We start from the raw sequence: 15,171 nt of genomic DNA on the forward strand, positions 1-15,171 counted from the left end.
TTTTTTGCACCCACCACAAGCTCGGCAGCAAGGGCTGGGCAGGGTTTTTAGGGGCTGCCCCTAAAATTGTTCGCGCATGCCCCTGATCACCCTCATCCTCCTCCCCTTCATCGGCAGCCTGCTGGCGGCAGTGTTGCCCGCCAATGCCCGCAACACCGAGTCCACGCTCGCCGGGCTCATTGCCTTGTTCTGCACGGTGCAGGCGGCGCTCTACTTCCCGCAGATTGCAGACGGCGGCGTGCTCCGGCAAGAGCTGGCTTGGCTCCCTGCCCTGGGCCTGAACCTCGTCATCCGCATGGATGGCTTTGCGTGGATGTTCTGCATGCTGGTGCTGGGCGTGGGTAGCCTGGTGGTGCTGTATGCGCGCTACTACATGTCGGCCGCCGACCCGGTGCCACGCTTCTTCTCGTTTTTTCTGGCGTTCATGGGAGCTATGGCGGGTGTGGTGCTGTCGGGCAACATCATCCAGATTGCGTTCTTCTGGGAGCTGACCAGCCTGTTTTCCTTCCTGCTGATCGGCTACTGGCACCACCGCAAGGATGCGCGGCGCGGCGCACGCATGGCGCTCACGGTGACGGGCACAGGCGGGCTGGCCATGCTGGCGGGCATGCTGGTGCTGGGCCACATCGTGGGCAGCTACGACCTGGACCATGTGCTCGCGGCCGGGCAGCTCATCCAGAACCACCCGCTGTACCTCACGGCCCTGGTGCTGATACTGCTGGGCGCGCTCACCAAAAGCGCACAGTTCCCGTTCCACTTCTGGCTGCCCCACGCCATGGCCGCGCCCACACCCGTGTCGGCCTACCTGCACTCGGCCACCATGGTGAAGGCCGGTGTGTTCCTGATGGCCCGGCTGTGGCCCGCGCTGTCGGGCACGGAAGAGTGGTTCTGGCTGGTGGGCGGTGCGGGCCTGGCCACACTGCTCGTGGGCGGCTATGCGGCCATGTTCCAGAACGACCTCAAGGGCCTGCTGGCCTACTCGACCATCTCGCACCTGGGCCTCATCACCCTGCTGTTGGGCCTGAACAGCCCGCTCGCTGCCGTGGCCGCCGTGTTCCACATCATGAACCACGCGACCTTCAAGGCCTCGCTGTTCATGGCTGTGGGCATCGTGGACCATGAAAGCGGCACGCGCGACATACGGCGCCTGTCGGGCCTGCGCAGGATGATGCCCATCACCGCCACCCTGGCCATGGTGGCCAGCGCGGCCATGGCGGGCGTGCCGCTGCTCAACGGCTTCCTGTCCAAGGAAATGTTCTTTGCCGAGACGGTGTACGTGAACACCACGCCGATGCTCGAATGGCTGCTGCCCGTCGCCGCCACAGTGGCCGGCATGTTCAGCGTGGCGTACTCGCTGCGCTTCACGGTGGATGTGTTCTTTGGCCCACCCGCTACCGACCTGCCGCGCCCGCCCCATGAGCCGCCGCACTGGATGCGCGTTCCGGTCGAACTGCTGGTGCTGGCCTGCCTCGTGGTGGGCACGTTGCCAGCATGGTCTGTGGGGGCCTACCTGGCCGCCGCCGCACGGCCCGTGGTGGGCGGCGAGCTGCCCACGTACAGCCTCGCGGTGTGGCATGGCTTTAATACCCCGTTTGTAATGAGCCTGGTGGCATTGGGCGGTGGCATTGCGTTGTATGCGCTGCTGCGGCGTCAGCGCGCGCGCGGCATGCTGGATGCACCGCCCCTCATGCACCACCTGAGCGGCCAGCGCATGTTCGAGCACCTGCTGGCCGCCCTCACGCTGGCGGGCCGCAATGGCCGCCGCCTGCTGGGCACCAGCCGCCTGCAGTGGCAGATGCTGTGGCTGGCCGCAGCGGCCCTGGTGGCGGGCACCTTACCCCTGTGGGCGTGGGGACTGCCAATTGGCGACCGCGTGCAGTTGCCGCTGTCGCCCACGTTTGCGCTGCTGTGGCTGCTGGGCGCCGTGTGCGCCGTGGCGGCGGCCTGGCAGGCCAAGTACCACCGGCTGGCCGCCCTCACGCTGCTTGGCGGCTCGGGCCTGTGCGTGTGCCTGACCTTTTTGTGGTTCTCGGCGCCCGACTTGGCGCTCACACAGATCGTGGTGGAGATCGTGACCACCATCCTCATCCTGCTGGGCCTGCGATGGCTACCCCGCCGCGACGAAAGCCTGCGCGTGCCCACCCTGGCCGAAGAGCGCCGGACCCAGCTGCGCCGCTACCGGGACCTGGCACTGGCGTTGAGCGCGGGCGCTGGCATGGCGCTGCTGTCGTTTGCGATGATGAGCCGCCCCTTCCCTGACAGCACCTCCACCTTCTTCCTGGAGCGCGCACTCACCGAAGGCGGCGGCACCAACGTGGTCAATGTGATGCTGGTGGATTTCCGAGGCTTTGACACCTTTGGCGAAATCGTGGTGCTCGGCATCGTGGCGCTCACGGTCTACGCGCTGCTGCGGCGCTTCCGCCCAGCGCGCGAGGTGATGGACCTGCCACCCCAGCAGCGCGCACTGCCCGCCGATGTGGACACCGACCTGGCCAACCCGCGCCAGACCGCCGACACCGCCGTGGGCTACCTCATGGTGCCTGCCGTGCTGGTGCGCTTGCTGCTGCCGTTTGCCACGCTGGTGTCCATGTACCTCTTCATGCGCGGGCACAACGAGCCCGGTGGCGGCTTTGTGGCGGGGCTGGTGTTCTCGGTGGCGCTGCTGCTGCAGTACATCGTCTCGGGCACTTCCTGGGTCGAGGCCCACCTGCCCCTCTATCCACGCCGCTGGATCGGCGTGGGCCTGCTGGCCGCACTGGCCACCGGCCTGGGCGCCTGGGCCTGGGGCTACCCGTTCCTCACCAGCCACACGGCCCACCTGCACTTGCTCCTAGTGGGCGAGGTGCATGTAGCCAGCGCGCTGTTCTTCGACATCGGCGTGTTCACCCTGGTGGTGGGCTCCACCATGCTCATCCTCACCGGCATTGCCCACCAGTCGGTGCGCAGCCACCGCTACAACAATGCGCGCGCCGACGACGAGGCGGCAGAACAAGCCGCTGCTGCCACAGCGCCCACCACCCGGGGAGAAACTGCATGGAACTGATACTGGCCCTGGCCATTGGCGTGCTCACCGGCTCGGGTGTGTGGCTGCTGCTGCGCCCACGCACCTTCCAGGTCATCATGGGCCTGTCGCTGCTGTCGTACGCAGTCAACCTCTTCATCTTCAGCATGGGCCGCCTGGGCCTGGCGATTGACAAGGAGCCCGTGCTGCAGCCCGGGGTGCCGCAAGACCTGGCCCACTATGCCGACCCCATGCCCCAGGCACTCACGCTCACGGCCATCGTCATCGGCTTTGCCATGACCGCCCTCTTCCTCGTAGTGTTGCTGGCATCGCGTGGCATGGCGGGCACCGACCATGTGGACGGCACCAAGGGTAAAGACGTGCAGGAAATGCCATGACGGGAGGCACCAGCATCACCGCATCGATCACCGCGTGGTTGATGCCGCACCTGATCCTCGCGCCCATTGCGCTGCCCCTGCTCACGGCGGGGCTCATGCTGCTGCTGCGCGAAGAGCGCCAGCGCACCAAGGTCACGCTCAACATCACCTCGACCTTTCTGGGCCTGGTGGTGGCCGTGCTGCTGCTGGTGCAGGCCAAGGACCCGAACCTGCCCGGCGGCTTGGGCGTGTACCTGCCCGGCAACTGGCCCGCGCCCTTTGGCATTGTGCTGGCCATCGACCGGCTCTCCGCGATGATGCTGGTGCTGGCAAGCACCGTGGCGCTGGCCACCGTGCTGTTCTCTGCGGCGCGCTGGCACCGCGCGGGCGTGCACTTCCACCCGCTGTTCCAGTTCCAGCTCATGGGGCTGGCCGGTGCCTTCCTCACCGCCGACCTGTTCAACCTGTTCGTGTTCTTCGAGATCATGCTGGCGGCATCCTACGGGCTGCTGCTGCATGGCTCGGGGCGACCACGCGTGTCTGCCGGGCTGCACTACATTGCCATCAACCTCGCGGCCTCCTCGCTGTTCCTGATTGGCGTGTCGATGCTGTATGGCATCACCGGCACGCTCAACATGGCCGACCTGGCGCAGAGCATTGCAGGCATTGCGCCTGCAGACCGGGGCCTGCTGCATGCGGCGGCGGCCATCCTGGCGGTGGCTTTTCTCATCAAGGCCGCTGTGTGGCCGCTCAACTTCTGGCTGGTACCCGCCTACAGCGCGGCCACGGCGCCCGTGGGCGCACTGTTTGCGCTGATGACCAAGGTGGGCGTGTACAGCGTGCTGCGGCTGTGGACGCTGTTGTTTGGCCCCGAGGCCGGTGAATCGGCCCAGTTTGGCAGCCAGTGGCTGATTGGCGGCGGCCTGCTCACCATGGCCTTTGGCGCCATCGGCATGCTGGGCTCGCAGCGCCTGGGGCACCTGGCAGGCTTCAGCGCCGTCCTGTCGTCGGGCACGCTGCTGGCGGCCGTGGGCTTCGGCCAGAACCTGCTCACAGGCGGACTGCTGTACTACCTGCTCAGCTCCACGCTGGCGGTGAGCGCCCTCTTCCTGCTGACCGACCTGATCGACCGCTGGCGCAACGACGGCTCCAACCTCGCCCCCTACGAGCAGACCGACGACGCGCCGTTCCTGTCGGCCGATCTGGTGCCCACCGAAGGCATGAACCTCGACGACAAGGAGGAGGCGCTCATCGGCGAGGTGATCCCTGCGGCCGCTGCCTTCCTGGGCCTGGCCTTTATCGCCTGCACGCTGGTCATTGCAGGCCTGCCACCGCTGCCAGGGTTTGTGGGCAAGTTCGCCATGGTGCATGCGCTGCTCAACCCGCTGGGGCTGGGCGCATCCAGCGGGTTCCAGCTGGGCGCGGCGGGCTGGACGCTGGTGGCCCTGCTGGTGGCCTCGGGCCTGCTGGCGCTGGTGGCCTTGACCCGTGCAGGCATCCGCCATTTCTGGGCCGCACATGATCGGTCGGCCCCCAAGCTGCTGGTACTGGAAGGCTTGCCGATTGCCCTGCTGCTGGGTGCCTGCGCGGCGCTGGCCTGGCAGGCCGGCGCCGTGATGCGCTACACCCAAGCAACGGCCGACGCATTGCACGCGCCCGCTGGCTACATGCGCGCGGTGATGACCGCTGAGCCCGTGCCCAACCCGCCCCAGCCTGCCACCACACCGGGGGGCAACCTGCCATGAAGCCAGAGCCCCTTCCCACATCCACATCGCCCCGGCCCTTCAAGCGGCTGGTGCCCGCGCCCCTGCTGTCGCTGGCGCTGCTGGGCCTGTGGCTGCTGCTCAACCGCAGCCTGAGTGCCGGGCATTTTGTGCTTGGCACCGTGCTGGCGCTGGCGATTCCGCTGCTCACGGCCGGACTGCGCCCGCTACCGGTGCGCGTGCGCAAACCGGGCGCCGTGCTGCGCCTGGCCTTCACGGTGGTGGCCGACACCACCCGCTCTAACCTGGCCGTGGCCCGCCTGCTGCTGGCGCCCGGCCGCAGGCGCCACCCTGCCGGGTTTGTGCACATCCCTCTGGATGTGCGCGACCCCAACGCGCTGGCCGTGCTGGCGATGATCGTCTGCATCACCCCTGGCACGGCCTGGGCCGAGCTGTCGCTGGACCGCAGCGTGCTGCTGCTGCATGTGCTGGAACTGGACGACGCGACCACCGTGATCGCCGACGTGAAGCGGCGCTACGAGGCCCCTTTGATGGAGATTTTTGAATGACCCCGATACTGGATTGGGCCCTCCCCATCGCCCTGTTCATGCTGGCCCTGGCCATGGGCTGCGCGCTGATCCGCCTGCTCAAGGGCCCCTCCGCACAAGACCGGGTGCTGGCGCTCGACTGCATGTACCTGAGCGGCATGCTGGTGATGCTGGTGCTGGGCCTGCTGTATGGCAGCAAGAACTACTTCGAAGCTGCGCTGCTGCTGGCGCTGTTCAGCTTTGTGGGCAGCATGGCCATGGCCAAGTTTCTGCTGCGTGGCGAGGTGATCGAATGACCGAAGCCGCTACCACTGCCGCCGCCGTGCTGCCGCTCTGGCTCGAAATCATCGTGGCCGTTCTGGTGCTGGCGGGCGCCGGGCTGGCGCTGCTGGGCTCCACCGGCTTGCTGCGCCTGCCCACGTTTTTTGAACGGGTGCACGCGCCTGCCATCATCGCCACGCTGGGCTGCTGGCTGATCATGCACGGCACCGTGCTGTACTTCTCGGTGGCCGACCGCAGCCTGGCGCTGCATGCGCTGCTGATCGCCGTGTTTGTGGCGATCACGGTGCCGATCATGTCGATCTTCTTGATGCGCGCGGCGCTGTTCCGCGCGCGGCAGATGGGGCTGGACGTGCCGCCCAGCCTCAGCCAGCCCAAGGCACCCGTAGAAGGCAAAGACTCCTGATTTGATAGCTGCTTGCGCTTTATGGACGCGCGCAAGCAGCCATTTTTACTCCTACTTTTGGTCTGAAGATCCAAAACCGCCGCCGCCCGGTGTGTGGATTTCAAACACGTCGCCCGGCAGCATTTCGGCTTGGCCGATATGGTCCAGCAGCTCCACCCGGCCATCGCTGCGCACCACCTTGTTGATGCCCACGGCCCCCGGCTGGCCGCCCGCCATGCCAAACGCGCCATGGTGGCGGCCGTTCGACAGGATGCTGGCCGTCATCGGCTCCAGGAAACGCACGCGGCGCACGCCGCCATCGCCGCCCTTCCAGCGCCCCGCGCCGCCCGAACCCTTGCGGATGGCATAGCCCTCCAGCCGCACCGGAAAGCGGAACTCCAGCACCTCGGGGTCCGTGAGGCGCGAGTTGGTCATGTGGCATTGCACGACGCTGGTGCCGTCAAAGCCGCCCGCCAGCTGCCCGTTCGCATCCCACACCCCGCCCGCGCCGCTGCCCCCCGAGATGGTCTCGTAATACTGGTAGCGCGTGCTGCCAAAGGTGAAGTTGTTCATGGTGCACTGCCCCGCCGCCATCAGGCCTAGCGCGCCGTACAGCGCATTGGTGATGCAGGTGGATGTCTCCACATTGCCCGCCACCACCGAGGCTGGCGGATTCGGGTTGAGCATGCTGCCCGGCGGGATGATGACGTTGAGCGGCTTGAGGCAGCCCGCGTTCAGCGGAATGTCGTCGTCCACCAGCGTGCGGAACACATACAGCACCGCCGCCATGCACACCGCCGTGGGCGCGTTGAAGTTGTTGGTCTGCTGCGGGCTGGTGCCGGTGAAGTCGATGGTGGCGCTGCGACTCGCTGCATCCACCTTCACGGCCACGCTGATCTGGGCGCCGTTGTCCAGAGGCAGAGTGAACGCACCATCCTTCAGCCGTGTGATGACACGGCGCACGGACTCTTCGGCGTTGTCCTGCACATGGCGCATATAGGCCTGCACCACGTCCAGCCCAAACTCGGCCACCATGCGGCGCAGCTCCTGCTGGCCTTTCTCGTTGGCGGCGATCTGCGCGCGCAGGTCGGCCATGTTTTGCTGGGGGTTGCGGCTCGGGTATTTGCCGCTTTCCAGCAGCGCAATCATCTCGGCCTCGCGCAGCACACCGCGTTCCACCAGCTTCACGTTATTGATCTGCACGCCCTCTTCTTCAATGCGCGTGGAGAACGGCGGCATGGAGCCCGGCGTGGTGCCGCCCACATCGGCGTGGTGGCCCCGGCTACCAACATAGAACGTGGGCTCGGCCTCGTTGGCGATGTAGACCGGCGTGATGACCGTGATGTCCGGCAGGTGCGTGCCGCCGTGGTACGGGTCGTTGAGCACGAACACATCGCCGGGCTGCATGCGGCCCGCGTTCTCGCGGATCACGGTCTTGATGCTCTCGCCCATGCTGCCCAGGTGCACGGGCATGTGGGGCGCGTTGGCGATCAGGTTGCCTGCGGTGTCAAACAGCGCGCAGCTGAAGTCCAGGCGCTCTTTGATGTTCACCGAGTACGCCGTGTTCTGCAGCTGCAGCCCCATCTGCTCGGCAATGTTCATGAACAGGTTGTTGAACACCTCCAGCAGCACCGGGTCCACCGTGGTGCCCACGGCATGCTGCACGGCGCGCGCCACACGGCGGTTGAGCAGCAGGTGGTCCAGGTCGGTCAGCTCGGCCTCCCAGCCGGGCTCTACGATGGTGGTGGCGTTCTTCTCGGCAATGATGGCCGGGCCGGGGATCACATCGCCGGGGCGCAGGTCTTCGCGCACCACCAGCGCGGCATCGTGCCACACGGGCACACCGTCCACGCCCCCGGTGTACATGCGCACGGTGCTGCGGCGCGGCACTTCGCGCGCGGGCTGCAGCGCGTGGCGCGGCTCCACGGGTGCATCGCCGGGCACCACGGCCTCGACGGAAACGGCCTCCACCACCAGGCCCTTGCCCTGCATGAGGAACGCAAAACGCTGGCGGTAGGCGTTCTCGAACGCGGCGGTGATTTCGGCCAGCGAGCCAAATGGCACGATGAGTGCGGAGTCGCTGCCCTCGTAGCGCACATGCACGCGGCGGTGCACCACGGCTGTGCCCGCGCCCACCTGCTGGCGCTCCAGCTCGGTGCGCGCGGTGGTGGCCAGTTGCTCCAGCGTGGCCTCAATGCCTGCCAGCGCCTCGGGCGCGAGCTTGGCCTCCACCGCCTGTTCGCGGATCACGTTCTGGTCGGCTAGGCCCATGCCGTAGGCGCTCAGCACGCCCGCCAGCGGATGCACAAACACGCGCGTCATGCCTAAAGCATCGGCCACCAGGCACGCATGCTGGCCGCCCGCGCCGCCAAAGCATTGCAGCGTGTAGCGCGTCACGTCATACCCGCGCGCTACGCTGATCTTCTTGATCGCATTGGCCATTTGCTGCACAGCGATCTGGATAAAGCCGTGGGCCACATCCTCCGCGCTGCGACCAGTCTGCGTGGCGAGGTCGTCAAACTTCTGCGCCACGGCATCGCCATCGAGTGCCTCATTGGCCGCATGGCCAAACACCTTGGGAAAGTGCGCGGGCTGGATCTTGCCCACCATCACGTTCGCATCCGTCACGGCCAGCGGGCCGCCGCGGCGGTAGCTGGCGGGGCCAGGGTTGGCACCCGCGCTTTCGGGGCCGACGCGGAAACGTGCGCCATCAAAACCGAGGATGGAGCCGCCACCGGCCGCCACGGTGTGGATGCTCATCATGGGCGCCCGCATGCGCACGCCCGCCACCTGCGTCTCGAACTCGCGCTCGAACTCGCCCGCGTAGTGGCTCACGTCGGTGCTGGTGCCGCCCATGTCAAAGCCGATGACCTTGTCGTGGCCTGCCAAACCTGCGGTGCGGGCCATGCCGACGATGCCGCCTGCGGGGCCCGACAGGATCGCGTCCTTACCCTGGAACACCTGCGCATCCGTGAGGCCGCCCGACGACTGCATGAAGAACAGCTTCACGCCCGGCATTTCGCTCGCCACCTGGTCCACATAGCGGCGCAGGATGGGCGACAGGTACGCATCCACCACCGTGGTGTCGCCCCGGCTCACCAGCTTCATCATGGGGCTGGTGGCGTGCGATGCACTCACCTGCGTGAAGCCCACCTCCCGCGCAATCCGGGCCGCAGCCTCTTCGTGGGCGGTGTAGCGGTAGCCGTGCATGAACACGATGGCCGCGCTGCGCAGGCCCGCGTCGTAGGCCGCCCACAGTCGTTCTTTCAGGTGCGCTTCGTCCAGCGGCTCAATCACCTCGCCCCGTGCGCCCACACGCTCCTGCGCCTCGATCACGCGCTCATACAGCAGCTCGGGCAGCACGATGTGGCGGTCGAACAGACGCGGGCGGTTCTGGTAGGCGATGCGCAGCGCGTCCTTGAAGCCCTTGGTGGTGATGAGCAGCGTGGGCTCGCCCTTGCGCTCCAAGAGCGCGTTGGTGGCCACGGTGGTGCCCATCTTCACGCACTCTACCAGTGCGGGCGTCACGGGTTCGCCGGGCTTCAAACCGAGCAGGTGGCGGATGCCTGCGACAGCCGCGTCCTTGTACTGCTCGGGGTTCTCCGACAACAGCTTGTGCGTGACCAGCGTGCCGTCCGGCCGCTTGCCCACCACGTCGGTGAAGGTGCCGCCCCGGTCGATCCAAAACTGCCAGCGGGACATGGGTGAAACTTGGTGGGACATGAATAACTATCTTTTTGATAGCTACCAGCGCTTATCAGATAAGCGCTAGAGCACGGTTTTATTCAAAATTCTGCGCCGATCAAAGGGATGCCGCCGAGCGCGCCGCCTGGTCGTACATGCCTGAGAGCACACGCAGCAACCGGGCCAGCTCGCCGATGTCGCGGTTCAGCGCGTCGTCGGCTTTCAGGGCGTCGATCAGGCAGCTCTCGCGGATCTCGCGGTAGCGCTGCACGTAGGCGCGGCCCACATCGGTGGCAGCGTAGGTCACTTCCTTGCCGTTCTTTTGCGAGGCTACGACGCCCAGGTTCTGCAGCTTTTTCAGCGCATAGTTCACCAAGTGCGTGTCCTCCACATTCATGATGAAGCAGATGTCGGCCAGGCGTTTGTCGCGCGCGCGGTGCGTGACATGGTGCAGCACCACCACATCCAGCGGCGTCAAGTCCTTGAGCCCCGCCGCTGCCATGCAGTGCACCACCCAGCGGTGGAAGGCATTGCCCGCCACGATGAGGCCGAATTCGAACTCGCTCATTTCTGCGCTCTGTGCCGACACCAGGTGTGCCGATGACACGATGGGGCCGGAGTCGGTTTTGGCCTTGGACTTGGCGTCAGATTTCATGGAGGTTTCGGGCCTACGGGTTCTGTCATTGGCACGGGATATGCATGGGGCATTGTAGGCAAGTCGATGGTAATTTGTTGGCAATTTGTCAGCGTTTAGGCAAAACACCTATCGCAATCGGATCGGCTTCCGATACAGTGATTTGTTACATCCAATCTTGTACATACAACTCTGCGGAGCAATATCCATGAAGCGTCGAATCTTCCCCGTGACCGCACTTGCCCTGACCCTGGCGGCGGGCCTCTCTGCCACCTCGGCATTCGCTCAGACCAAGTGGGATCTGGCGGCCGCCTACCCAGCCACCAACTTCCACACCGAGAACATGGTGCAGCTGGCCGGCGACGTGGACAAGGCCACCGGCGGCAAGCTCAAGATCACGGTGCATGCCAACGCCGCACTGTTCAAGGCCCCCGAAATCAAGCGCGCGGTGCAAGGCGGCCAGGCGCAGATGGGTGAGATCCTGCTGGCCAACTTCCAGAACGAATGGCAGCTGTTTGGCGTGGACGGCCTGCCCTTCCTGGCCGACAGCTACGACGCCTCCAAGAAGCTCTACGCTGCGCAAAAACCTTTCCTGGAGAAGAAACTGGCCGAACAAGGCATGGTGCTGCTGTATGCCGTGGCCTGGCCTCCCCAAGGCATCTACACCAAGAAGCCTCTGGCCTCCGCCGCCGACCTCAAGGGTGTCAAGTGGCGCGCCTACAGCCCCGCCACCGCCCGCATTGCCGAGCTGGTGGGTGCACAGCCCGTGACGGTGCAGGCCGCAGAATTCTCGCAGGCCCTCGCCACAGGCGTGGTCGAATCGACGATGACCTCGGGCGCCACCGGTGTGGACAGCAAGCTGTATGAGCACCTCAAGTTCTACTACGACACCCAGGCCTGGCTGCCCAAGAACGCCGTGCTGGTGAACAAGAAGGCGTTTGACGCGCTGGACAAGCCCAGCCAGGACGCCCTGCTCAAGGCCGGTGCCGACGCCGAAGCACGTGGTTGGGCTGCCAGCGCCAAGGTCAATACCGACACCATCGCCAAGCTCAAGGCCAATGGCATGTCCGTGGAAGCGCCGCCCGCAGCCCTGAAGGCCGACATGGCCAAGGTCGGCGACACCATGCTCAAGGAATGGCTGGACAAGGCCGGTCCTGAGGGCAAGGCGCTCATCGACGCCTACCGCAAGTAAGCCCGGGCACCTGCGCAATGCGTCGTCTGCTGGACTTTCTGTACGACAGCGCCGCCGCCCTGGCGGCGCTTTTCATGGTCGGCCTGCTGGGCATGGTGCTGTTGTCCATCATCAGCCGGCAGTTCCACTTCCACGTGCCGGGCACCGATGCCTATGCGGGCTACCTGATGGCCGCTGCAGGTTTTCTGGCGCTGGCCCACACCTTGAAGCGCGGTGAGCACATCCGCGTCACGCTGCTGCTCAACTTTCTGAAGGGCGGCGCTAAGAAAGCCTTTGAGATCTGGGCCCTGGCCATTGCCACGCTGCTGGCCGTGCTGTTTGCGGTGTACAGCTGCAAGCTGGCCTGGCAATCGCACGAGTTCCACGACATCTCCACCGGCAGCGATGCCACCCCCCTGTGGATTCCCCAGATCGCCATGGCTGTGGGCACGGTGATTCTGGCCATCGCCTTCATCGACGAGCTGGTGCTGGAGGTGATGAACAAACGCGCCGAAGCCCATCCCGGCGAAGCCTTGCGCAATGAATAAGACAACCAGGTCCACCTACCATGAGTGATCTCGCCATTACCGGCCTGCTGGTCCTGTCGCTGTTCCTGATCCTGGGCAGCGGTGTGTGGATCGGCCTCACCCTCTCGGGCGTAGCCTGGATCGGCATGCAACTGTTCTCGTCGCGCCCAGCGGGCGATGCGATGGCGGTGACGATCTGGGGCAGCGCCTCCAGCTGGACCTTGACCGCCCTGCCCCTGTTCATCTGGATGGGGGAAATCCTGTTCCGAACGCGGCTGTCGCAAGACATGTTCAAGGGCCTCGCCCCCTGGGTGCAGGCCCTGCCGGGCCGCCTGCTGCACACCAACGTAGTGGGCTGCACGATTTTTGCGGCCGTGTCGGGGTCGAGTGCCGCCACCTGCGCCACCATTGGCAAGATGACACTGCCCGAACTGACACGCCGGGGCTACCCTGAGCACATGGTGGTGGGCACCCTGGCCGGTGCCAGCACGCTGGGCCTCTTGATCCCGCCGTCGATCATCATGATCGTCTACGGCGTATCGGCCGAAGTGTCCATCTCGCAGCTGTTCATTGCGGGCGTGCTGCCGGGCATTCTGCTGGCGGCCTTGTTCTCAGGCTACATCATGGTCTGGGCGCTGCGGCACCCCGACCAGATTCCCGCCGCCGACGTGCGCCTGACCTTTGCGCAAAAGCTGGCCGAGTCGCGCAGCCTGATCCCTGTGGTGCTGCTGATTGCAGCGGTGCTGGGCAGCATCTACACCGGCTTTGCCACGGCCACCGAAGCCGCAGCCGTGGGTGTGGTGGGCTCGCTGGTGCTCTCGGCCGTGCAGGGCTCGATGAGTTGGAACACATTCAAGGAATCGCTGATGGGCGCCACGCGCCTGTACTGCATGATTGCGCTGATCCTGGCCGGTGCCGCGTTTCTCACGCTATCGATGGGCTATATCGGTCTGCCGCGCCACCTGGCTGAATGGATTGCGTCGCTGGGGCTGAATCAGGGGCAGCTCCTCGTCGCGTTGGCCGTGTTCTTCATCATTCTGGGCTGCTTCCTGGACGGCATCTCCATGGTGGTGCTCACCATGGGCGTGCTCATGCCCACGGTGCAGGCTGCGGGCATCGACCCCATCTGGTTCGGCATCTTCATTGTGCTGGTGGTCGAGATGGCGCAGATCACACCGCCCGTGGGCTTCAACCTGTTCGTGCTGCAAGGAATGACGGGCCGCCAGCTGCCCTGGATCGCCAAGGTGGCCCTGCCCATGTTCCTGCTGATGTGCGCGGCCGTGGCGCTGCTCTATATCTTCCCCGGCATCGTCACCTGGCTGCCGCAGCAGATGGCGACGCGCTGAGCCGCCGGCATGCGAAACGGGTGTGGTCCAGACCAGGGCCGCTCCGTTTTGCTCTTTAGGAGAAGGCGCGAAGCGACCCAGGGGGACTTCATTTGCTGTGACAATCCCCCCATGCTCAATGTTCTGGCCATCTGCATCGGCGCCTGTGTGGGCGCACTGGCGCGCTGGCGCCTGGGCCTGTGGCTCAGCCCGGGCGGCTTGATTCCCTGGGGAACCCTGGCAGCCAACCTGGTGGGCGGTTATCTCATCGGCGTGTGTGTGGCTGTTTTTCACGCCCTGCCCCAGATCGATCCCGTCTGGCGGCTGGCCTTGGTCACGGGTTTTCTGGGCGCACTCACCACGTTCTCCAGCTTCTCGGTCGAGGTGGTTGAAATGTTGATGGTGCAACGCTACGCCATGGCCCTGGGCACTACAGCACTGCACCTGTTCGGGTCGCTATGCCTGACGGCGCTTGGCATACAAAGTGCTTCATATTTTATAGCAGCTCGCGCATTGTAGACTTGCCCAAGAGCCCATTTTCTCTACACCTCATCCTCCATTGCATTACGCTGCCCAAGCCGGTGGCCGCAGCATTCGCCCCACCCCTTTTCCCCCTACAGACCGACACGAAGAGTCTCTTATGGACGCCAATACCCAACTCAACGAACGCCGCCTGGCCGATGCCTGGGCGGAACTGCAGAACCACGCAGTCAACGGCAACCCCTTGCACGCAGACGCATATCGCCTCGCGTTTGCCGACCCGGAATTCCTGTTCCGCCGCGAGACACGCGGCATCCGCTTTCAGCTGGAAATGCTCAAGCCCGACCTGGGCCAGGCCGAGCAAGGCATCGAGAACACCGTGGTGGTCTACGGCAGCGCCCGGTTTGTGGCACCCGACGAGGCCGCAGCCCAGTTGGCCGAGGCCGAGGCCAGTGGCGACGAGGTGCGCCTGCAGCGTGCCCAGCAGGCTGTGCGCAACGCCCGCTACTACGACCTCGCCCGCCAGTTCGCCAAGGTGGTGGCGGAATACAGCGAGCACCAGCGCCCCGCAGACCGCATCTACATCTGCACGGGCGGCGGCCCCGGCATCATGGAGGCCGCCAACCGGGGGGCCCACGAAGCCGGTGCACTGAACGTGGGCCTGAATATCGCCCTGCCCCACGAGCAAAGCGGCAATCGCTTCATCTCGCCCTCGCTCTCCTTCAAGTTCCACTACTTCGCGCTGCGCAAGATGCACTTCATGATGCGCGCCAAGGCATTGGTGGCCTTCCCGGGCGGTTTTGGCACGCTGGACGAACTGTTCGAGGTGCTCACGCTGGTGCAGACCAAGAAGGCCAAGCCCGTGCCCATCGTGCTGTTTGGCACCGACTACTGGAGGCGGCTGATCAACTTCGAAGTGCTGGTGGAAGAAGGCACGATCTCGGCGCAAGACCTCAAGCTCTTTCACTACACCGACGACCCGCAAGAGGCGTGGGAGCTGATCAAGTCGTTCTACCAGCTGTAGGCACTTCTTCTACAAGCGCCGGACGGCAAGCGG

The 15,171-nt window shown here is 65.5% G+C and carries 13 protein-coding genes; 11 read left to right on the forward strand and 2 right to left on the reverse strand.

What is annotated here, in order from left to right; genetic code table 11:
* The first annotated feature begins 76 nt into the window (after window positions 1-76).
* Genes ACODS0_RS04570 through mnhG form a run of 6 tightly spaced genes read left to right on the forward strand, consistent with a single transcriptional unit; the run spans window position 77 to window position 6,314 of the window.
* Entirely contained in the window at window positions 77-3,043 is a 2,967-nt protein-coding gene (locus tag ACODS0_RS04570; RefSeq protein WP_488833120.1) for a monovalent cation/H+ antiporter subunit A, read from the forward strand.
* Window positions 3,034-3,399: a Na+/H+ antiporter subunit C gene (locus tag ACODS0_RS04575; RefSeq protein ID WP_015014440.1), complete on the forward strand. Its 366-nt coding sequence runs from the start codon at window positions 3,034-3,036 to the stop codon at window positions 3,397-3,399. Before ACODS0_RS04570 ends, ACODS0_RS04575 begins: the two co-directional genes overlap by 10 nt.
* Window positions 3,396-5,123 carry a monovalent cation/H+ antiporter subunit D gene (locus tag ACODS0_RS04580; RefSeq protein ID WP_488833121.1) on the forward strand — a complete coding sequence of 576 codons (1,728 nt, stop codon included), beginning with the start codon at window positions 3,396-3,398 and terminating at the stop codon, window positions 5,121-5,123. The genes ACODS0_RS04575 and ACODS0_RS04580 overlap by 4 nt, the downstream gene beginning before the upstream one ends.
* Window positions 5,120-5,650 (forward strand): Na+/H+ antiporter subunit E, encoded by a 531-nt coding sequence (locus tag ACODS0_RS04585; RefSeq protein ID WP_228898020.1) that lies wholly within the window; start codon window positions 5,120-5,122, stop codon window positions 5,648-5,650. Before ACODS0_RS04580 ends, ACODS0_RS04585 begins: the two co-directional genes overlap by 4 nt.
* Window positions 5,647-5,925, forward strand: a complete 279-nt coding sequence (locus ACODS0_RS04590; RefSeq protein ID WP_055402533.1) for a K+/H+ antiporter subunit F — start codon at window positions 5,647-5,649, stop codon at window positions 5,923-5,925. Before ACODS0_RS04585 ends, ACODS0_RS04590 begins: the two co-directional genes overlap by 4 nt.
* Window positions 5,922-6,314, forward strand: coding sequence for a monovalent cation/H(+) antiporter subunit G (mnhG, locus tag ACODS0_RS04595; RefSeq protein ID WP_488833125.1), 393 nt, complete (start codon window positions 5,922-5,924; stop codon window positions 6,312-6,314). Before ACODS0_RS04590 ends, mnhG begins: the two co-directional genes overlap by 4 nt.
* Window positions 6,315-6,365: 51 nt before the next feature.
* Here the strand turns inward: mnhG and ACODS0_RS04600 are convergent, their stop codons facing one another.
* Window positions 6,366-10,016 (reverse strand): hydantoinase B/oxoprolinase family protein, encoded by a 3,651-nt coding sequence (locus ACODS0_RS04600; RefSeq protein WP_488833127.1) that lies wholly within the window; start codon window positions 10,014-10,016, stop codon window positions 6,366-6,368.
* A gap of 79 nt (window positions 10,017-10,095) precedes the next feature.
* Complete coding sequence (locus ACODS0_RS04605) at window positions 10,096-10,632, reverse strand: winged helix DNA-binding protein (protein ID WP_487260468.1); 537 nt, start codon at window positions 10,630-10,632, stop codon at window positions 10,096-10,098.
* Between the two features lie 187 nt (window positions 10,633-10,819).
* Between ACODS0_RS04605 and ACODS0_RS04610 the strand changes: the two genes are divergently transcribed.
* From ACODS0_RS04610 to ACODS0_RS04630, 5 genes are all read left to right on the forward strand, one after another.
* On the forward strand, window positions 10,820-11,803 hold the full coding sequence (locus ACODS0_RS04610; protein ID WP_488833130.1) for a TRAP transporter substrate-binding protein: 984 nt from the start codon (window positions 10,820-10,822) through the stop codon (window positions 11,801-11,803).
* Window positions 11,804-11,820: 17 nt separating this feature from the next.
* Window positions 11,821-12,330 (forward strand): TRAP transporter small permease, encoded by a 510-nt coding sequence (locus ACODS0_RS04615; protein WP_488833132.1) that lies wholly within the window; start codon window positions 11,821-11,823, stop codon window positions 12,328-12,330.
* 20 nt (window positions 12,331-12,350) lie between these two features.
* Complete coding sequence (locus tag ACODS0_RS04620; protein ID WP_488833135.1) at window positions 12,351-13,655, forward strand: TRAP transporter large permease; 1,305 nt, start codon at window positions 12,351-12,353, stop codon at window positions 13,653-13,655.
* Between the two features lie 111 nt (window positions 13,656-13,766).
* On the forward strand, window positions 13,767-14,153 hold the full coding sequence (gene crcB / locus ACODS0_RS04625; protein WP_488833138.1) for a fluoride efflux transporter CrcB: 387 nt from the start codon (window positions 13,767-13,769) through the stop codon (window positions 14,151-14,153).
* Window positions 14,154-14,274: 121 nt separating this feature from the next.
* Window positions 14,275-15,138: an LOG family protein gene (locus ACODS0_RS04630; protein WP_055402549.1), complete on the forward strand. Its 864-nt coding sequence runs from the start codon at window positions 14,275-14,277 to the stop codon at window positions 15,136-15,138.
* Window positions 15,139-15,171: the final 33 nt, after the last annotated feature.

It is taken from the genome of Acidovorax sp. FG60, from assembly GCF_057808995.1.